At 38.9% G+C, this 20565-nt stretch carries 13 protein-coding genes; 11 read left to right on the forward strand and 2 right to left on the reverse strand.

What is annotated here, in order from left to right; genetic code table 11:
• Nucleotides 1–65: 65 nt before the first annotated feature.
• Nucleotides 66–305: a hypothetical protein gene (locus FCR06_RS03370; protein ID WP_317616792.1), complete on the reverse strand. Its 240-nt coding sequence runs from the start codon at nt 303–305 to the stop codon at nt 66–68.
• 1535 nt (nt 306–1840) lie between these two features.
• On the opposite strand from FCR06_RS03370, the gene FCR06_RS03375 reads away from it, so the two are divergent.
• From FCR06_RS03375 to efeB, 10 genes are all read left to right on the forward strand, one after another.
• A complete protein-coding gene (locus FCR06_RS03375) occupies nt 1841–3049 on the forward strand; it encodes an ABC exporter membrane fusion protein (RefSeq protein ID WP_138497438.1) in 1209 nt (402 codons plus the stop codon).
• A gap of 73 nt (nt 3050–3122) precedes the next feature.
• On the forward strand, nt 3123–4301 hold the full coding sequence (gene devC / locus FCR06_RS03380; RefSeq protein WP_138497439.1) for an ABC transporter permease DevC: 1179 nt from the start codon (nt 3123–3125) through the stop codon (nt 4299–4301).
• A gap of 256 nt (nt 4302–4557) precedes the next feature.
• Nucleotides 4558–5559, forward strand: coding sequence for an NAD-dependent epimerase/dehydratase family protein (locus FCR06_RS03385; RefSeq protein ID WP_138497440.1), 1002 nt, complete (start codon nt 4558–4560; stop codon nt 5557–5559).
• Between the two features lie 312 nt (nt 5560–5871).
• Nucleotides 5872–6834 (forward strand): glycosyltransferase family 2 protein, encoded by a 963-nt coding sequence (locus tag FCR06_RS03390; protein WP_138497441.1) that lies wholly within the window; start codon nt 5872–5874, stop codon nt 6832–6834.
• A 234-nt stretch (nt 6835–7068) separates the two neighbouring features.
• Nucleotides 7069–7536 (forward strand): DUF2141 domain-containing protein, encoded by a 468-nt coding sequence (locus FCR06_RS03395; RefSeq protein ID WP_189523308.1) that lies wholly within the window; start codon nt 7069–7071, stop codon nt 7534–7536.
• Between the two features lie 103 nt (nt 7537–7639).
• Nucleotides 7640–8899, forward strand: coding sequence for a glycosyltransferase (locus FCR06_RS03400; RefSeq protein WP_138497442.1), 1260 nt, complete (start codon nt 7640–7642; stop codon nt 8897–8899).
• 322 nt (nt 8900–9221) lie between these two features.
• Nucleotides 9222–10481 (forward strand): glycosyltransferase, encoded by a 1260-nt coding sequence (locus FCR06_RS03405; protein WP_138497443.1) that lies wholly within the window; start codon nt 9222–9224, stop codon nt 10479–10481.
• A 273-nt stretch (nt 10482–10754) separates the two neighbouring features.
• Complete coding sequence (gene efeU, locus FCR06_RS03410) at nt 10755–11591, forward strand: iron uptake transporter permease EfeU (RefSeq protein WP_138497444.1); 837 nt, start codon at nt 10755–10757, stop codon at nt 11589–11591.
• 68 nt (nt 11592–11659) lie between these two features.
• A complete protein-coding gene (efeO, locus tag FCR06_RS03415; protein WP_317616793.1) occupies nt 11660–12868 on the forward strand; it encodes an iron uptake system protein EfeO in 1209 nt (402 codons plus the stop codon).
• Nucleotides 12869–12976: 108 nt separating this feature from the next.
• The gene (efeB, locus tag FCR06_RS03420) at nt 12977–14239 is read left to right on the forward strand and encodes an iron uptake transporter deferrochelatase/peroxidase subunit (protein ID WP_138497445.1); all 1263 of its coding nucleotides are present in this window, start codon (nt 12977–12979) and stop codon (nt 14237–14239) included.
• Between the two features lie 64 nt (nt 14240–14303).
• Here efeB and FCR06_RS03425 read toward each other — a convergent pair whose 3' ends face one another.
• Nucleotides 14304–14828 carry a DUF2085 domain-containing protein gene (locus FCR06_RS03425; RefSeq protein WP_138497446.1) on the reverse strand — a complete coding sequence of 175 codons (525 nt, stop codon included), beginning with the start codon at nt 14826–14828 and terminating at the stop codon, nt 14304–14306.
• 350 nt (nt 14829–15178) lie between these two features.
• On the opposite strand from FCR06_RS03425, the gene FCR06_RS03430 reads away from it, so the two are divergent.
• Nucleotides 15179–20512, forward strand: coding sequence for a translocation/assembly module TamB domain-containing protein (locus FCR06_RS03430; RefSeq protein WP_138497447.1), 5334 nt, complete (start codon nt 15179–15181; stop codon nt 20510–20512).
• The last annotated feature ends 53 nt before the right edge of the window (nt 20513–20565 follow it).

Consider the following 20565-nt stretch of genomic DNA (forward strand, 5'->3'; position numbering starts at 1 on the left):
ATCGCTCAACTAATTTTGGATTTTAGATTTACAATTTGAGATTTATTTCTTTCATGAGAAGTCAGTCAAAATTCCAAATCCAAAATTGCCTTTGTAGAAATTGGTAAAATACTCTTGGAGTGTAATAGCTGCTTGAACAGGAAATTCAAACCATTGGTAATGGTTAATATTTTGAACAATAGAAACTGAAGAGTAGCTAAGAGAACAGAAACGCTTTTTTTGTCAACAAGAGTTTGATTATCTAGCCTTACAGCAGCAATGTAGCTAATATTAATGACAACGTTCTGTGTGTTGATAAATGTCATAGCCAGTTTCAACGTCCAGGATAATACATTCTATGGGATTCGACCCAGAAAAGTTGACAACTTCGTTACAGAAATCACCTTTAATCTGAATTTATCCAATGTAAAAAAGTAATAAAACTTTCAGAAGGTGATTGCCAAGCAGTTAGATTTAGTTATTTTTCCTCGAAATCTTAATTAAATAACTAATTTACCTCACAGTTTTTAAACATTGAATTAATAAAAACAATAGCATACTTTATATAAACTAAATGATTACTTTAAACTTTTTTTATAAACAAACAGGTTATTTTTGATATGTATTTTGCCGAATATACTGTAATTTAGTATAATTAAATATATTAAAAATATTTAAATACTTAAATTATCTACGATTGAAAGAAAAATTGCCTCTATGAATAACAGTATTAATTTGTTTTTTATCAAGTAAAAATTATTTAAATCCATCGAACAATGAAATAAATACAAATAATTTTTAGTAAAGTATCATAATTTAACCAATAGTTTTGATATTTTATAATATAAATGTAAATAAAAAACAAAATAGTTATTTATAGAGCAATTGTTAATTTTGAATATGTTGCACTGTAAACATAATTATGGCTGCACCAGATGGAAGTTAACAGCTTATTTAAATCAAAGAGAGGATAATCGTAGGTAGGGGTCGAATTCTTTGCTGGCTTTTTGTAGGGAAGGAGTAAAAGTCAGGAAACCGTAAAGGTGTAGTGGCTCACCAATCTATGCAGCTATTAACTAGACACACTATGATATAAGCGATCGCCTCATATAACTGATTACTACAATCAAATTAGAATATTATTAGCAAAATTGACAATAATGTTTGATATTACACAACATTACTAACAATAATTTATTAATAGTTTTGTAGCCTTATTACTATTTACTGATGCACAAAAGCTTTCTCTTGCAGCTTATTGTCATGTATACCTATGATGAGAAGAACTTAAGATGAGAAATATTATAGTGATAGAATCAAGATTTATTCCCAGTCAAATGGTTGACAAATAAAAAAGTATTAGGCATACTTAAAAGCAAGGTTATGCAAGTTTTTTGACTTTATTTATCAGCGCTTCATTATTCTTGAAATTGAAATTGTCTGGTTAGCGCTATTGTATTTTACGCTACTAGATTTGAGGAAAAATGACGATATAACTAAAGAAGCTTTCAAGTAACACAACCATAATAATTCAGAATTCAGAAGGAGCCAGTGTAGTTTTGGGTCTCTCCAAGTAAAGCAACTGCTGTTGAGAATAGTTAAATAATCAGGAAAGTATTTGATTAATCAATATATCAATCAGATTAAACTCTTTCTAAATTCTCAATTCTGACTCCTGAGTTTTAAATTCATCTTCCTAAAACAATTCATATAAAACCACTTAGACTTATCCGTCTACTTAGGGTAACAGCATCAACAACAACAAAGAAAAGCCGTCTGAAGTTAATTGGTGGAAGAGTCTATTGTTATCGACTGAATATAGCCATCAGAGCTATCCCCTAGTAAGAATTGGAAGGAAAATATGGCAGTAAATAAAGAAAGCCGATTATTCACAAAACCCGCAGGTCGATCGCAAGTAATCTTAGCAACTTCACTGGCGTTAGCAGCCGGATTAATCAGTTTATATAGTTTGGCAGCATTTTGGCCGAAAGCTAAAGTTGAAACGCAAGTAGCGAATACTCCGAAAGTTACTACCCCGACAAAACTTGCTGTCACCGCCTTAGGACGTTTGCAACCAGACGGTGAAGTTACCTCCTTGAATGCTCCCAACGCTAATAATGGTGTGCGAGTCGAAAAACTGTTAGTTAAAGAAGGAGATACAGTTAAGGCTGGGCAAATATTGGCATATCTAGAAACCTATGGCCGCGCTAAAACAGCTTTGCAACAGGCTGTAGACCAACTGCAAGTTAGTAAAGCTAAATTCGCACAGGTGAGGTCTGGAGGGAAAACCGGAGACATCGATGCTCAAAAAGCAGCAATCGCCGGTTTAGAGTCACAATATAAAGGAGACATTGCTACTCAAGACGCGTCAATTGCCCGCGTGCAGGCTCAGGTAAACAATGCTCAAGCCGAGAACGATCGCTATCAGCAGTTATATAAACAAGGTGCGATCGCAGCTTCGGTAGCAGATAGTAAAACGTTACAACTCAACACTACACAACAGCAACTCACAGAAGCCCAAGCCACCAAGCAACGTACCCAAGACACATACCAACAACAACTCAAGCAAGCACAAGCCCAACTTAAAAGTATTAGCGAAGTCCGTAGCGTAGATGTTCAAGTCGCCCAAACTGAAATCAACAGTGCAACGACTTCTGTTCAACAAGCAAAAGCAGACTTGGATTTAAGTTACATTAAATCTCCCATCAATGGCAAAATATTGAAAATTCATGCCAAAACCGGAGAAGTAATCAGCACTAACACAGGATTTGCTGAGATAGGTAAGACATCGCAAATGTATGTGATTGCAGAGGTGTATCAAACCGATGTTCAAAAAGTGCGTGTCGGACAAAAAGCCACTATCACTAGCACTGCATTTCCTGGAACATTAAAGGGAACCGTCAAAGAAATTGGTTGGCAAGTTGACAAACAAAGCATCTTTAGCCTCAACCCAGGCTCAGATACAGACCGCAGAATAGTTGAAGTAAAAATCTCCATTGATAATCCCGCAGACAGCGAACGAGTGGCTCGTTTTACTAACTTACAAGTGGATGTTGCCATTCATATTTAGTCAAAGCATTAGGCATTGGGAATTATGTTAATGACTAATAACTAATGACTAACAACAAATAACAAATAAATCCATGAATTTTAAAATTCCTTTAGCATGGCTACAGCTAGCCCAGCAAAAAGTTCGTTTATTAGTAGCTGTTGCTGGGATTGCTTTCATTGTACTGCTAATGTTTGTGCAACTTGGCTTTCAAGATGCTCTTTATTCTAGTGCAACCGCAGTGCATCAAAATCTCAAAGGAGATTTATTTTTAGTTAGTTCGCAATATAAATCTTTAACCTCAAATCAAAGCTTTTCGCGAACTCGTTTGTATCAAGCTTTGGGGTTTAATGGCGTAGAGTCAGTTAGCCCAATGTATTTACAATTTGCCAAACTAAAAAATCCGGTTACTGGTGAGAAATATTCAATATATGTTATTGGTTTCGACCCAGGTAAACCTGTAATGAATATTGCAGAAATTGAGCAAAATTTAGATAAACTCAAAATACCGGATGTCATGCTTTTTGACAGAAGTTCTCGCCCAGAGTTTGGTCCCATAGCTCAAAAATTTGATGCTGGAGATACAGACCAAACTATTGAAATATTTCCCTTTAATTCATTAATTGGCTATAAAGTAAGGATTGGTGGCTTATTCAGCTTGGGACCTTCCTTTGGGGTCGATGGTAACTTAGTTGTCAGTGACTCAACTTTCCTGAGGATAAATCCCAATACTCGTCCAGCAGATATGATAGATGTTGGTTTGATTACCCTTAAACCTGGAACTGATGCACAAGCAGTGCTAAAAGATTTGCAAGCAAGTTTGCCAAATGATGTGCAGATTTTTACACGCCAAGGGTTTATTGATTTTGAGAAGAAATATTGGTCTGCCAGAACACCTATTGGTTTTATACTTAACCTGATGTTGACAATGGCTTCTGTTGTTGGTGTAGTGATTGTCTATCAAATTCTTTACAGCAATATTGCTACACAGTTCGTTGCTTATGCCACATTAAAAGCTATAGGTTATCCCAATATATATCTATTAAATGTGGTATTTCAACAAGCTTTAATCTTAGCAGTTTTAGGTTATATTCCAGGCTTTATAACTTCTATCTTGTTATATGATTTTGCAATGGAAGCGACTAAATTGCCAATAGTTATGACAACTAACAATGCATTACTGGTCTTAACTTCAACAATTTTAATGTGTATAACTTCCGGAGCACTCGCTATCAATAAACTCCGCTTGGCAGACCCAGGAGATATTTTCTAAACAATTACTTTCTTCGGGGTCTGTCCGTAGCAGTTGCTCATGGGAGAGACACCCAAAAAAGACCGCACTGCCTTACTTTTGCGTCTACCGTATCTTTAGGAGGAAGCTACGCGTTGGCGCAGCCTAAGAAGAGAAACATCTCCTTTAGAAGAAGTTTTTATCAGCAAAAGCCGCTGCTCAAACTTTTCTCTATGTGAAATCGAACTAAGCCTTGAATCTAAAATCTCAAATCCAAAATTGGTATAACTTTTACTTTATGAACCTGAAAAATAAAACTCTCCTGATTACCGGAATTAATGAATTTGTTGGCTTGCGTGCAGCTGAGTTAGCCATAGCCCAGGGGATGAAAGTTCGTGGTTTGCAAAGTTCTACAGAGAACCAAAAAGCACAAAATTTAGGTGTTGAAGTGATTACTGGCAGTATCACTGATTCTACTGTTGGTCAAAAAGCTTGTCAGGGAATAGACATCGTTTTACATACAGAACAAATTGCTCAAGAAGCTGGTTCAATTAATCATTTTCGTGATGTCAATGTTGGTGGTGCTGTTAATATCGCTAAAGCCGCTAAACAGGCAGGTATTAAGACTTTTGTACATCTCTCCAGTGTAATGGTCTATGGTTTCAACTATCCTGATGCTGTTACAGAAACCGGGCTGCTTTCGGGCGAAAATAATCCTTATTGTCAAACGAAAATAGAAGCAGAAACAGCACTTTTAGAATTAAATACTCCGCCAGATTTTGGCATTATTATCATTCGAGCCGGTGATATTTACGGCCCTGGAAGTATTCCTTGGATTGTCAAACCAATTCTGATGATGCGCCAAAAATTATTCGCCTATGCCAATGATGGTAAAGGGGTAATTAATCATGTATATGTAGATAACTTAATTGATGGCATCTTTCTAGCGATAGAAAAACAGACTTACGGAGAAATATTTAATATCACCGACGGACAACAAACGTCTTGGAAAGAGTATTTTATGCGCTTAGCAGCAATGGAAAGTTTGCCAGCACCTCTTTCATTACCAAAGGATGAAATCAAATTATTTCTCAAGCTACGTGCTCAAGGACAAAAACTTTTTCGCAAAAAAGCTGATATTTTACCGGAATCTGTAGATTTTATGACTCGTCCTTACGCTTGTTCTATTGCTAAAGCCCAAAGTCTGTTAAATTACAAGCCAACAATTGACTTAGAAGAAGGTATGCAGCGTACACATGAATGGCTGCAAAAAACGGATATCCAAAATTTGATGAAATAATCGAGTAGGCAGTAAGTAGAGACGCGATTAATCGCGTCTGTACAAGAGTTACAAGAGATGCGATTAATTGCGTCTGTACAAAAGTTATAAGAGATGCAATTAATTGCATCTGTACAGGAGTTAGAAGTAGAGAAAATTAAGTAAGTACAATATGGCTTCTTGATTTGCTTAAAATTCTTCAGTTTTGGTATCAAATTATTCTGAATTTTGACTTTTGATTTTTTAATTTTGACTTTTAATGTTGCATTTGACTAACAATTAACTGCAACTTAACCTAAGATAATTTACAGATTGTGTAAATACTTGTTTGATATGAGTAGCAATCAACCACGATTGAGCATTGGATTACCTGTATACAATGGGGAAAAATTTCTTCAGGAAGCCATAGATTCACTCTTGGCTCAAACCTTTGAAGATTTTGAACTAATTATTTCAGATAATGCTTCTACAGATAAAACAGAAGAAATTTGTAGAGCATACGCCAAGCAAGACCAACGTATTCGTTACTACCGCAATGACCATAATATTGGTTGCGCTCGTAACTTTAATCGTGTTTTTGAATTGTCTTCAGGTGAGTATTTTAAATGGGCAGCTTATGATGACCTACACGCTCCTGATTTTATCAGTAAATGCGTTGAGGTACTGGATAAAGACCCTACAATTATTTTGTGCCACACTCAGGTATATTTTATTGATGAACAGGGAAAATTTCTCAAAAATTATGATATCAAACTCAAGGCAGATTCTCTCAAACCACAGGCTCGCTTTGACGAATTATTGACTAAACATTTATGTTATCAGTGCTATGGAGTAATTCGCGCTAACGTTCTGAAAAAGATACCGCCTATGGGTGGTTACGGTAATGCAGATGGAATTTTATTGCTAAGACTTGGTCTTCTGGGTAGGTTTTATGAAATTCCAGAATACTTGTTCTTTGCTAGAAGCCATCCGCAACAATCAATGAGTATGTTCTTTCCTAATTATTTATTGTTGACAAACAATAATCAAGCATCCTCATTGAGAGTGTTACCTGATTTTTATGCATACACAGTGTGGTTTGATTCAGCAAAGCAAGGAAAGATTTTATTACCACATTGGAGAATCTTATGGGAATATATCCTCTCAATCTGGCATAATTCCCTAAGTTTGTATGAGCGGTTATGTTGTCATAGAAGTTTATACCAGAAGTTAAAAGGTACAGAATATCTGTTAGTCAAAGATTTGCTAAAAGTGTTGCAAATGCTTGCAATAAATTGGCAACAAGCATCCTTTTAAAAACAGAAAGCTACACTGGGAAATTCTCAGTTATGATACCTGACTTCTGCTGTCAAAACTCACTGATAATGTTTACGAAGGGCTACACTTACACAGTTTTCTCTCACTGTCCAAATTCAATGCAGTTCAAGACTTATTGGTATTGATTTTGGCATGAATAAACATGAAAGTTTTGCATCTATCCATCTGGACTGAACGATATTGTCTCAAAATTACCTATTTCATTGCAAAATTATGCTGAAACTATCTCATTTACCTTACTTTTTGCTTGCTAGTTTACTAAGCATTAGCTTTGTAAAAACAGTGAACGCTGAGCCAACTGCAAAACTTACTGTTGTAGTTAATGGAATCGATCACCAAAAAGGCGAGATTTGCTTCCGAGTTTTCGGAGGTGAAAAAGGATTTCCCATGAGTAATACTAGTGAAGTTCAAAGTGGCTGCACTAAGATTACAGGCACTTCTGTAAAAAAAGAATTTTCTGGTTTAAAACCAGGAACTTATGCTGTTGCCGTAGTTGACGATCAAAATGGCGATCACAAACTCAATAAAGACTTTTTCGGTATTCCCACAGAAGGTTTTGGTATTTCTGAAAATCCAACTGTGTCAATACAAACAGGCACACCCAAGTTTCGTGATGCCAGTTTTGTAGTCAACAAAAATACCACTGTCAACATTAAGATGAAATACTCGCTGGATTCTTAAAAGGGATTGGGGACTGGGGACTAGGGACTACGGAATAATTATCCAATCCCCGATACCCAATCCCCAATCACTAATATCCATTCCCCTATTCCTGGAGAATTTAATGGAAGATTTGGCAATATTTCTGTCTAAGTCTTTGATGGGTTGGCTAGTTATTCAGGTGTGTTTAACGCTAATCTTTATTTGGTATCTGCGCTCATCTCCAAAAACTTTATTGTCAGATGAGCAGTTGCCTAAAACAGCAGTAATTCTTTGCTTGCGGGGAGCCGATCCGTTTTTACCTAGCTGTTTGCGATCGCTCATAAATCAGAACTACCCACATTATGATTTAAAGTTAATAATTGATAGTCAAGAAGATCCTGCTTGGAAAATTGCTAGTGAAACTATTATCGAGCAGGAAGCGACCAATGTTCAAATCAGTCCTTTGAGAATAGTACGCAATAATTGTAGTCTCAAAAGCAGTTCTTTAGTGCAGGGTGTCCGTGAGTTGGACGATTCCTATAAGGTGGTTGCTTTGGTAGATGCTGATACTATAGTTCATCGCAATTGGCTGCGAGAATTAGTCAGTCCTTTAGGCGATGCTAACGTCGGTGCAACAACTGGTAACCGTTGGTATATACCCACAGGTAAGTATTGGGGATCTTTAGTACGATACATAGGCAATGTATCCACAGTAGTGCAAATGTTTCTCTTCCAAATTCCTTGGGGTGGAACTTTGGCTGTGAAAACAGAAGTGCTTCACAAAACAGAACTTTTAGATAAGTGGGCACAAGCTTTAAGCGAAGATTTCATGATTCACGATGTCCTCAAAATACATGGTTTACAGGTGAAATTTGTACCTTCTTTATTAATAGTTAATCGTGAAGAAACTGATTTAGTCGGCTTACTAGACTCTCTCAAGCGCTTGATACTTTGTTCTCGACTGTATCACCCACGTTGGTTGGCTATAGTTGGTGAAGCGGTTTCTAGCATTGTATTTCCAACTACAGTTGTTATGTTAATTTTAGAGTCATTGTTGGAGGCTAAATGGGAAGCTGCAACTCTATTGTTTGTTTGCTATGGCGTCTATATTGTCGGATTACTTTTGCTGATGCTCGTCTTAGAATTATGTATACAGCAAGTAGTTCGCTTAAATGACCAAGCAATAGTCAAGTTATCAATCCCTACAATCTTTAAAATGTTAATTGGGATTCCGCTAACACAATGGGTTTATGGGTTAGCGATGCTCTCATCTTTGTGGATTTCAACACTTACTTGGCGTGGTGTCAGCTATCGGGTTCGAGGGGCTTGGAATATCCGCTTAGTCGAATATCGCCCTTATCAATGGTTGGATCAGCCTGTTGATAGTAAGGTTTCTCTTTGAGGCGATCGCTAGAAACCGATCTGCTTTGAAGTCTTGTTTTTTGCCTGCTTGAACTAGGGCATAAAACTTATCAGACTAAACATTCGGCGTTACTGAATTTATATTACTTTATTTTTAGTAAACTAGATTAACTATACCCTTTTTAAATACATATCTTTGCCTTATTAAGGGTTTAGCAAAATATATTCAGGGGAATTTTGAGCGATGAATTTGCATATTTGGAGTAAAGCTTCAGAATTCTGAATTTTTACTATTCATGAAAATTTGCTGCGTAAATTCTAAATTCCAAGCCAGCACTTTTGTGAGATAACTACTTTTTCATATGACTAAACAACGACTCCGCATTGCCCTATTTACTGGATTGTACGCTCCTTTCTTAACTGGAGTTTCTGTGGCAGTACATCAAAGAGTTCGTTGGTTGCTGCAACAGGGACATGAGGTTTTTTTGATTCATCCCCAAATTAACGATCGCTACCCAAAAAATGTTGGCGCTCGTCCAATGCCAGGATTAAATGAAATTCAATCTTTCCCTAACTTATCTACTTACGCATTCCCTACAAAACCATTAATATTCTACAAGTCTCTTCCCCAACCATTGCATTATCGACATTGGAGTGATACCAAGCTGCTAGAAAAATTTCAGCCCGATATTATAGTGGTTGAAGAAGCACCACAAATGAGAGGTTTATACTCATTTTTCTTGCAAGGTTATGGCCGCCCTGTGGGGGCACAATACGCTAAACGAACAGGTACACCAATCATATCGCTTTTCCATACTGATATTGTTGAGTACATAAAATATTACTTTGGAAAGAAATTCTTCAGTTTGATTCGTCCAATCATCCCCATTTTGGTGAAACAGTTCAGCAATTCATATGACTTGAATTTCTTTTCTTCTCAAGAACAACTGAATAAGTACAAGGATCTCAAATGCCAACGTGCTGAATATCTCGCTTATCAAGGTATAGATTGCGAAAAATTTCATCCGCGAAATATTTGTTATGACCCAATTCCCAACGACTCCCGACCAACTTTGTTGTTTGTCGGACGGATTACTGCCGAAAAGAATGTTAACCAACTGATTGATATATTTCCGCTCATTGCTGCCAAAATTCCTGATGTCCATCTGGTAATCGTTGGAAGTGGTCCCCAGGATGAAGAAATCCGTCAGCGTGCCCGAAAGTTTGCATCGGGCATTACCATCTGGGGTGAGTCCCACGGTACAGAACTTTTAGGTTGGTTTGCCAGAGCAGATGTTTTTGTTAACCCCTCGATTACCGAAAACTTCTGCACGACAAATAACGAAGCCCTAGCCTCTGGAACCCCTGTGGTTGCTGTTATTGCACCATCAACCTCAGAACAAGTGTTTCCTGGTCGCAACGGCTTCCTTGCTCAACCCAACAACCCAACAGACTTTGCCCAAAAGGTAATTGCGATTCTAGAAAATCCAGACTTGAAGGCAGATATGACAAGACTTGCTCGCCCTTCGATCATCGATTTTGATTGGTCGGCGTGTATGGAAAAATTTGAAGACAAACTCTATCAAATTGTTGAACGCTCAAAGAAAGTGAAGGCAGTATAAAGCCATTTTCTCAGTTAATTGAATTATAGATTTTCATAGAGGTACGGCATTGCCGTGCCTTTATTTTTTGATAAATAAATTTAATCCTATACAGATTACCAGAAGAATGTAACTATTAAAACCTTTGTTGTATCCGCGTTTCCAATCAATCTGATGTGGTGTCCGGTGAAAGAATTATCTTTAACATATTGTTAAAAGTTTGACAAAAAATATCAATTAGTTCTAAAGTAAGTTCTGAATTATAAAGAAAAAAGTTATCAACAAAAGTATTTTATGCTTGCAACCTTTCTAATCATGTTCCGGGAAGGGGTGGAAGCGGCTTTGATTGTTGGTATTATTGCCAGTTATCTCAAACAGACTGGACGTACCTATCTGATGAAAGCCGTCTGGATTGGAGTTATCCTTGCGACTCTACTGTGTTTGGCATTGGCAATAATTTTGCAAGCAACAAGTGGCGATTTTCCCCAGCAACAACAGGAATTATTTGCAGGCGTAATCTCACTCGTTGCAGTTGGGGTGCTTACGTGGATGGTTTTCTGGATGCGACGTGCTGCACGTTCGATAAAAGGTGAGTTGCACTCCCAAATTGAAACCGCAATTTCTCAAGGCGATCGCTGGGGTTTGGCGTTGGTTGGGATGTCGTTTTTTGCTGTCCTACGTGAAGGATTAGAAACAGTAGTCTTTCTGCTTGCTAGTTTTCAACAAAACTTAGGGTTTGGCGTACCATTGGGTGCGGTATTGGGATATGCAGGGGCGATCGCAGTTGGAGTAGGGATTTATCAAGGTGGTGTTCGCATCAATCTCGGACGATTTTTTAAATGGACGGGAGCTTTTATTATCTTGGTGGCTGCGGGACTTTTTGCAGGTGCAGTCCGGGCTTTTCACGAAGCTGGAATTTGGAATTCACTACAAAATACCGTTTTTGATGCCAGTCGAACTCTGCCGACACATGGAGTTATTGGTTCAGTGTTAGCGGGTATTTTTGGCTACAACGAGGCTCCTACCGTCGGTGAAGTGATCGCTTATTTTGGCTATTTGATTCCCACGATGCTGCTGTTCTTTTCTGGAAGTAAGGCAAGACAGAAAACTCCTGCAACCCATATTAGGTAAAAAGAGAAGCGTTTTGAGCTATTGGTTTGAAATCTGAAGTTTTAGTAATTTTACTTAGAAATGCAATCATGAAAAGTCAAATTAATTATAGTTGGAAGTGGATGTGTTTGCCTGCGATCGCTTGTTTAATTGCCTTAACCGCAACTGGTTGTAATTCCAACAAAGCTAGCGAAGAAAGCAATAATTCTTCCCAAGCACAAAATGTAAGCAACACAGATACCAAAAGTATTCCTGAAACTCCGGTGACAGTCACAGACAAAGGCTGCGAACCCAATCAACTTTCAGTTGCAGCGGGTAAAAATAGTTTTGTGATTACCAATAAAACTAACCAACCTCTAGAGTGGGAAATTTTATCTGGCGTCAAGGTTATTGGTGAGCGAGAAAATATTGCACCTGGGTTTGTGCAGAAACTCAAAGAACAGTTAGACCCAGGCGAGTATGAAATGACTTGTGGTTTACGCAGCAACCCCAAAGGCAAACTGATAGTCAAAGCAGCAGACAATGCCACCCAGGCAAGTACTACTGTTGACCAAAATAAACTAATTGGTGCTATAGCAGAGTACAAAGTCTACATTACCAAAGAAACTGACCAATTGGCAGACAAGACCAAAACCTTTACTGATGCAGTAATTGCAGGGGACCTTCCCAAAGCCCAGAAGCTATACGCACCCGCTCGTGTCTACTATGAACGGACAGAACCAATTGCCGAACTTTTCTCCGACCTTGACGGTAGTATAGATACCCGTCCTGATGACTTTGAAAAGAAAGAAGCTGACCCCAAATTTATCGGCTTTCATCGTTTAGAAAAAGCACTATTCCAAGATAAAACTACCAAGGGGATGAAACCTATAGCCGAAAAGTTGAGAAATGATTGCCTAGAGTTACAAAAACGCATCTCTACACTAACTATTGAGCCGAAGAATATGGTTGGTGGTGCTGCCGATTTGATTGAAGAAGTTGCTAAAACCAAGGTTTCTGGAGAAGAAGACCGCTACAGTGGCACTGATTTGTGGGATTTTAACTCTAATGTTGAAGGCTCTCAAAAGATTGTTGAATTGTTGCGTCCAGAAATTCAAAAAGCCAATCCAGAATTACTTAAGCGTGTGGATGATAATTTTGCCAAGGTAAATCAGGGATTAGCGAAGTACAAAGCTCCCGGAGGTGGTTTTGTTAGCTATGACAAACTTACTGAACCCGATAAAAAAGACTTAAAAGCAGCAATTACCGTCTTAGCCGAAGACCTCTCGCAACTTCGGGGAACCCTTGGCGTTGATTAAAATTTAGCACTAAGGAAGTAGAAAGATAAAAAGTAAAAGGTAAAAGAATAATCTTTTGCTTTTTACTTTTGACTTTTTTATACTCAATCTCCATAAGGAATGTAGATAATGTCATTTACTATAAAAAAGCCTGATTTACATATTACCTCCCGTATTAGTCGGCGTGACCTCTTAATTGGTATGGCCGCAGCCGGGGGAGTCGCAGCTTTAACAACACTTAGTTTTCGCACATTTTTAGCAAATAGCGAAGACACTACCCAAGAAAGCCAACCTTTCTTTGGCGTTCATCAAGCGGGTATTCTCACACCTGCACCTGCTTCGGCTTTAATGGTTAGCTTTGATGTGGTAGCTAGTAACAAAGAAGATTTAGTCAGACTATTTAAAACTCTGACCGAACGAATTGAGTTTTTAATGCTTGGAGGAACTCCTAAAACTGTAGATCCGAAACTTCCACCTCCCGACTCTGGTGTTTTAGGTACGAAAGTTTTTCCTGATAACCTCACTATCACAGCAGCAGTAGGAGCATCATTATTTGATAACCGCTATGGTTTAAATAATCTTAAACCAAAGCATTTAACAACTATGAATAGCTTTCGTAATGATGCTTTGGATGCTAATTTGTGCCATGGAGATTTACTGCTTCAGTTTTGTTCAAATACAGCAGAAACTAATATTCACGCACTACGTGATATTATTAAAAATTTTCCAGGTTTACTAAGTTTGCGCTGGAAAATGGAAGGGTTTCTTCCACCTCACACAATTAAAAAACTTGGCAAAGATACAGTACGTAATTTGTTAGGCTTCAAAGATGGTACAGCTAATCTGGATGTTACCAACAGTGGCTTAATGAATAAAGTTGTTTGGGTACAACCAAACACTGATGAACCTGCTTGGACTGCTGGTGGTACATATCAAGTTGTACGGGTGATTCGTAACTTTGTCGAACGTTGGGACAGAACGCCTTTGCAAGAACAACAGAAAATTATCGGGCGTGATAAAGATATTGGCGCACCTTTAGGAATGAAAAACGAGCATGATCTTCCCAACTATCAACAAGATGCCCAAGGTAAACAAATTCCTTTAGATGCTCATATTCGCCTTGCAAATCCTCGTAAGTCAGAATCAAGTTTAATACTACGTCGTGGCTTCAATTACTCGCGTGAATTTGACAAATCTGGACAGTTGGATATGGGATTGCTGTTTGTTTGTTTCCAGTCCAATTTGGAGAAGGGTTTTATTACAGTACAGGAACGCTTAAATGGAGAGCCTTTAGAAGAGTATATCAAGCCGATTGGCGGAGGATATTTCTTTGCGTTACCAGGAGTTTCGGCAAAGGATGGTTATCTCGGTCAATCTTTATTAGAAGCTTAAGTCCTTCTACTTATACAAATAAATTCAAAAATCAAAGCGGATTACTACATCTGTACAATCAATTTCATCTGGTTTTAGCAGTCTGCCACCCATGTAAAATTGGCATAGTAAATAATCCCCACGCTAAACCTGTAATCAACCCAAAAGGCGTAACCAGATAATTATTAAAACTCCACAAACCCAAAATCTGTGCAGCCAATTCTAAAGGATAAGCCATCATTAGCACACTAGCTAATGCTGCACCACTCCAACCATATTGACTTAGCCAGTAAAAACCTTTATCACCTGTTACCGCATACAACAGCCGAGTAATCAGCAAACCTATGACAGTACCATAGCAGCGCATACACACAGCCATAATATACGGGGATGCTAAATCTAAGCCCATAGTGGGTTGCGGACATACATAATTACCCATGAAGTAAATAATGTTGGCAATTCCCCCAAGCAAAGACACCCCAGACGCAGCCAAAAAGGGAGCCGTTACAGGGCCGACAACCATCCCCACTAGCATAATGTCAGCAATCAAACTGACCCAATTGAGATTTTTGGCAGATAGTAACTGCTGGGCGAAAACGGTTCTTTGCATAAAATATCCTTTTCTTATATTGTTTTTTATGCTTTTTTATGTTTTTTAAAATATTCACATATCTATTTTTTATCTTCACTAAGTAGGTAGATAAAAATATTTTAAACTCTACTAATCAAATCATGTTTTTCTAGATTTTATTGCCAAAATTAGGAAAATATCAACATTTTTTGGTTTATTATGTAATAAAAATTGAATTTTTGTGTAATAATTTACCATAACTGCATATTATTACTCATGAGAATAAATTACTAATCTATCTCGGGAAAGTTTTTAGAAGTTACTATAAGCAACTATGTTATTGTCGTTAAGAAATTGTTTGTTACTCAACAGCATTACTAGTAACGAAAATGACTAGCTCTCCAAATCCAGGAAATGACCAAGAACCAAGGAATCGTCGTTTGAATCTCCTCATTTTAAAACGTGCTGGTCTGGTTTTAGGAATTATTTCGCTTGGAGGAATTGCAGCTGGTGTTTGGTGGGCTAGAAATTATGTATATCAAGACCTAGCACCTTTAGTCGAACAAAATCTCGAACAATTACTTGGGCGTCCTATAAAATTAGGGAGAGTCGAAAGTTTTTCAGTTTCTAGTTTAAGATTTGCTTCTCTAGCAATTCCAGCAACTCCTACCGATGCAGACCAATTGACAGCAAAAGCTGTGGATGTGCAGTTTTCACTTTTAGAAGTTATTTTAACTAGAAAATTACCATTAAACGTTACATTAGTCCAGCCTAATATTTTTATCCAACAGGATCGAGATGGTCGCTGGGTTACAGCTCAAGTTAAGAGTGGAGAAGGCAAAGGTGCGATTCAAACCGAGTTACAAACACTTGAGATAGTTGATGGAAATGTGGAATTATTACCAGCCTCCGCACCAACTAAACCTAAAGGTTCTGTAGTCATAAATCAATTTGGTGCGATCGCTAAATTTTTACCTGAAAATAAAGGGGCTGGTTATGAAATAAATGGTCAACTCACTAGAGGAGGTGCAGTTAAAATCTCTGGTGAAACACAATTTAAACCTCAACTAACTAATCTCAAAGTTGTAGCACAAAGTTTACAAGCATCTGATATAACTCGTTTAATTGAGTTGCCAATTGCTTTGCAAGCTGGGCAAATAGATGCTGATTTAGGAGTTGAAATTCCATCAAATGCTTCGCAAATAGCTATTACTGGTACAGCTACTCCTAAGCAAGTGACTGCTCAAATTGAAAATCTTCCTCAAAAGTTTGTCAATTCTAATGGCAAAATAACATTTCAAGGTCAAACGATCGCCTTAAATAATCTAACTGCAAACTTTGGCAAAGTCCCCATTATCGCCAATGGAGCAGTCAATACCCAAACAGGTTTCAATATCTTAGCCCAGGTAAAACCAGTCACTGCTAAAAATCTCTTAGAGACGCTAAAAATAAATTCGCCAGTGGTAGCTACTGGTGAAGTGCAAGCAAATATTAAGTTACTGGGGTCACTTCAGCAGCCTGTTCTTAGCGGTAGTGCAAATAACACCAAACCAATTCAAGTTGACCGCATTCAATTCAAAACCGTCAACACTGATTTTCGGTTAAACGTATCTAAAAAGACATCTCAGATTACCGTCTCCAATCTCAAATTAGTCCCCGTAGCCGGTGGTGAAATTACTGGAGGCGGTCAAGCGGTGCTCAACGATAAAGTAAAATTTAATATTAAAGCTGACGGGATATCAGGAGATGTACTGGCACGCAGCTACGGCTTGACTCCTCCAATTAGCGTTGGCAATGTCTCGGCAAAGGCGGAAATTACTGGTTCATTGGGTAAACAACCTTTGGCACTTAACGTTTCCAGCGTTCAAGTGCGGCCTCCAGCCGGCGGGCAAATCCTGGGGAGTGGTCAAATTCAGCTTGCACCCCAAGGCAATGTCTTGTTTAACATTCAAGCCCAAAATTTACCAGGAGATGCCCTGGTTAACACAAACAATACTTCATCCTCGCTCAAAATTGGTACGATATCCGCAAATGCCAGAATTTCTGGTACTCTCGGCAATCTACGGACTACAGTGCAACTGCAAGCGCCTACTGCTAGCTATCCCACTAGCGGACAAGTTGTAATTGCTCAACAAGGGCAGAATATCCGATTGCCAAGTGCTGTTTTCAACGTGCTAGGCGGTAGAATCACAGCCACAGGTCGACTTGCACAACAACGCTGGCAAGCTTTTGTCAACGCCCAAAAGTTGCAATTAAATCGTTTGCAGCAGATACCACCCCAGTTCCAGGGAGTTCTCAGCAATGCGGCGTTGAATTTGTCAGGTACTACTACTTCTTTTCAACCATCAAACATTCAAGCCACAGGACAAGCAAACTTGAATGTGGCGGGAGGTACAGTTAACCTCAGGAATATTAACCTGGATGGCGGTCGCTGGCAAACAGTTGCTAATACTTCTCAAATTCAACTCAATCGATTCTCACCCCAACTGCGGGGACGGCTTAGTAGTAATGTCAAGTTGACAGGCACAACAGAATCCTTCCAGCTTGCAGATATTCGAGCCGCCGGACAAATTAGGGCTTCACAAGGGTTAGCACAGTTAGCACAACCAGTGACAGCACAATTTCTCTGGAATGGACAGCAGATTATAGTTGAACGGGCAACAACTCCAGGAGCGGTCGCTCGTGGGGCGATCGCTGTACAATTACCGCAAACGGGTACACCGCAAATTGCTGGCTTTGATTTCAATGTCATCGCCGAGAACTTTAACCTGAAAAATACAGGTTTTAAAGTTCCAGGAGATATAGCACTAGCAGGATTAGTAGATTTTAATGGGCAAGTTACAGGTACTCTAGAAACTCCCCAAGCCACGGGTAATATTCGCCTGCGGAATTTTAATGTTAGTAACTTGGCATTCGACCCAGTTTTAACTGGAGACGTGAATTTTCAAGGTGGACAAGGAGCTAGACTGCAACTAGCAGGTAAACAAGACAGAATAGCGGTAAATTTGGGTGCAGATTATCGCCCAACATCATTTTTAGTCAAACGCGGTGGAGCGGTTACCACAGGCACAACCGAGGGAGATAACTTAATTATCAACGCCCAACAATTCCCCATAGCACTTGTTGGAAGCTTTTTACCTGATAATAGATTGAAACCTTTAGCAGGGCAATTATCAGGAAATTTAGTTGTTAATCTCAATAATTATGCAATTGCTGGGGACGTAGCGATCGCCAATCCTCGTGTTGCCAGAGTCCGAGCAGACGAATTTCGCGGTAATATCAACTATGCCGATGGGGCTGCTAGTTTAACTAACGGTCAATTGCGGTTAGGAGGCAGCAATATAGCCTTAAGTGGAAATTTGCAAACCGGAAATGACCCCAAATTTCAAGTACAAGCTAATTTAAACCAAACTAGAATCGAGCAACTCTTACAAGCATTTAATATCTTCGACTTTCAAGACTTCGGTAGTGGTTTGGAATCTCCGACCTTAGCCGGAGCAGAAGCACTCAGCACCACACCTGTGAGTTTACCAAATGCAGATTTGCAAACCCAGTTAGAGTATTTCTCCAAGATTGAAACATCCTTAGCACAACAAAAGCAGGCAGATACCCAAAAAGTACCATCTCTACCCAGCCTTGCAGAATTAACAGGTGTTTTGAGTGGGGGAATTACAGCCAGTGGTTCCCTAAAATCTGGGCTGAATGCCGACTTTAATTTCCAAGGTGATAATTGGCAATGGGGTCAATACTCGATTAATCAAGTTATTGCTAGAGGCGGTTTTGCAAATGGTGTAGTCACACTCTCACCGTTAAGTGTTGGTATCAATCAAGGATTAGTCGCTTTTTCTGGAGAGTTAGGAACCGAACAACTGTCTGGAAATTTGAATATAGCAAGTCTACCCCTGTCGCTTTTACAGCCTTTTATCGCAAAATACCCAATAGATGTTACCGGTCAACTAAATGCTACAGCTAATTTGCAAGGTAGTTTCAAAGACCCTAAAGTTAACGGCTCAGCATCCCTAGCTAATGGGACTTTAAATAAGCAAGCCGTACAAACAGCACAGGTAAAGTTTGACTATAACAATGCTCGCGTCAATTTTGATACTGCGTTGCTGTTGACTGGAACCCAACCTCTTGCAATTACAGGTAGCATCCCCGCTCCCTTACCTTTTGTGGCAGTAAAACCAGATAGTAATCAAATCAGCATTAACGCCAAGGTAAATAATGAAGGCTTGTCACTGTTAAATGTATTTACTAACAATCAAGTTAGTTGGATAAATGGTGAAGGTGAAGTCGATGTTAACGTTCAAGGTACTTTAAACMAGCCAATTATTAATGGAACTGCCAGAGTTAACAATGCGACTTTTACTTCTCAAGCTTTATCCGATCCCTTAACAAATGTCACAGGAACATTGCTATTTGATGGTGATAGGGTAAATGTGCAAGGTATTCAAGGTAATTATAATCAAGGACTAGTGGCTGCATCCGGAATCTTACCGATTCTTACTCCTGAACAAGCTGCATCTAATCCATTGACTGTATCGATAGAAAAACAACTCAATTTTAAAGTTCCAGGATTATATCAAGGTGATGTCAGCGGTGATGCCGTAATTCGGGGAACAGCATTAAAACCGGTAATTGGCGGAGAGATTGAACTGAGTAATGGTCAAGTGATTATCGGAAAATCTGCTAGTGACAACTCAAAAGCCGCAGCTACACCAGAGCCTACTTCTATTACTCTGAATACACCAGAGGTTGACACTAATGCGGCAACTACATCAGAGGCTAGCAGTAATCCAGCAACTACACCAGAGGCTATACCCAAGTTACCTATAGAGTTTGCAAATTTAAAGTTGATTTTGGCCAAAAATGTTCGGGTTACGAGTCAGTCTCTATTTAGCTTTGTACCGGGAGGAGCGGCGTTGAGTCAACCTCTACTCAGCTTTGACGCCAAAGGCGACTTGACTATCAATGGTACTTTAGCCAACCCTCTCCCTCAAGGACTCATCCGTTTAACAGGAGGACGGTTCAGCTTATTCACAACTCAGTTTACCTTGGCGCGGGGCTACGAACAAACAGCACGGTTTACTCCCAGTCAAGGACTTGACCCTACCCTCGATGTTCGACTGGAGGCAATTGTACCTGAGGCATCGGCAACGAGCAATCGAATTTTGGAATCACCTTTGTCTGCGGAAATCAGCGATGCTTCTGTAAATAACTTTGGTACTTTACGTACTGTTCGCGTGCAAGCAAGAGCAACAGGAAAAGCTAGCGAATTAGCAGATAATTTAGAACTGACGAGTGAACCTAGCCGAAGTAGAGGAGAAATCGTTGCTTTACTGGGTGGCTCAATTCTAAATTCTTTGAGTCAACCAGGAGATTTAACACAAGGATTGACTAATTTTGCCAGTTCTACTATTTTAGGAAGTCTGCAAGGAACCATAACAGCGATCGGACGAAGTGTTGGTTTTAGCGAATTTCGGATATATCCTACCCCTACCACAAATGAAGAATCAAGGAGATCTTCGGTTCTTGATTTATCAGCAGAAGGTGTGTTTGATGTCAGTCGAAACTTTTCTGTTTCTTTATCACGGGCTTTTTCTACCAATGAGTCTTTCCGTTACAACGTGCTTTATCGTCTAAATGACGAAATTCTGATGCGCGGCTCAACTAATTTGGATGATGAAAGTCTATTCTCAGTCGAATATGAAACTCGATTTTAGTTGATGTGTATAGATGTTCCGGCAATTAACCATAATAAAAGGGGAGGTAGGAT

Origin of the sequence: Nostoc sp. PA-18-2419 (genome assembly GCF_005869855.1) — a bacterium.
Classification (GTDB): Bacteria; Cyanobacteriota; Cyanobacteriia; order Cyanobacteriales; family Nostocaceae; genus Nostoc.

Excerpts from the sequence above, each read along its gene's own strand:
- FCR06_RS03395 (WP_189523308.1), top strand. The coding sequence starts at position 7,069 with ATGCTGAAACTATCTCATTTACCTTACTTTTTGCTTGCTAGTTTACTA.
- FCR06_RS03385 (WP_138497440.1), top strand. The coding sequence starts at position 4,558 with ATGAACCTGAAAAATAAAACTCTCCTGATTACCGGAATTAATGAATTT.
- FCR06_RS03370 (WP_317616792.1), bottom strand. The coding sequence starts at position 305 with ATGACATTTATCAACACACAGAACGTTGTCATTAATATTAGCTACATT.
- FCR06_RS03405 (WP_138497443.1), top strand. The coding sequence starts at position 9,222 with ATGACTAAACAACGACTCCGCATTGCCCTATTTACTGGATTGTACGCT.
- efeO (WP_317616793.1), top strand. The coding sequence starts at position 11,660 with ATGAAAAGTCAAATTAATTATAGTTGGAAGTGGATGTGTTTGCCTGCG.
- efeU (WP_138497444.1), top strand. The coding sequence starts at position 10,755 with ATGCTTGCAACCTTTCTAATCATGTTCCGGGAAGGGGTGGAAGCGGCT.
- FCR06_RS03400 (WP_138497442.1), top strand. The coding sequence starts at position 7,640 with ATGGAAGATTTGGCAATATTTCTGTCTAAGTCTTTGATGGGTTGGCTA.
- FCR06_RS03425 (WP_138497446.1), bottom strand. The coding sequence starts at position 14,828 with ATGCAAAGAACCGTTTTCGCCCAGCAGTTACTATCTGCCAAAAATCTC.
- FCR06_RS03375 (WP_138497438.1), top strand. The coding sequence starts at position 1,841 with ATGGCAGTAAATAAAGAAAGCCGATTATTCACAAAACCCGCAGGTCGA.
- efeB (WP_138497445.1), top strand. The coding sequence starts at position 12,977 with ATGTCATTTACTATAAAAAAGCCTGATTTACATATTACCTCCCGTATT.
- FCR06_RS03390 (WP_138497441.1), top strand. The coding sequence starts at position 5,872 with ATGAGTAGCAATCAACCACGATTGAGCATTGGATTACCTGTATACAAT.
- devC (WP_138497439.1), top strand. The coding sequence starts at position 3,123 with ATGAATTTTAAAATTCCTTTAGCATGGCTACAGCTAGCCCAGCAAAAA.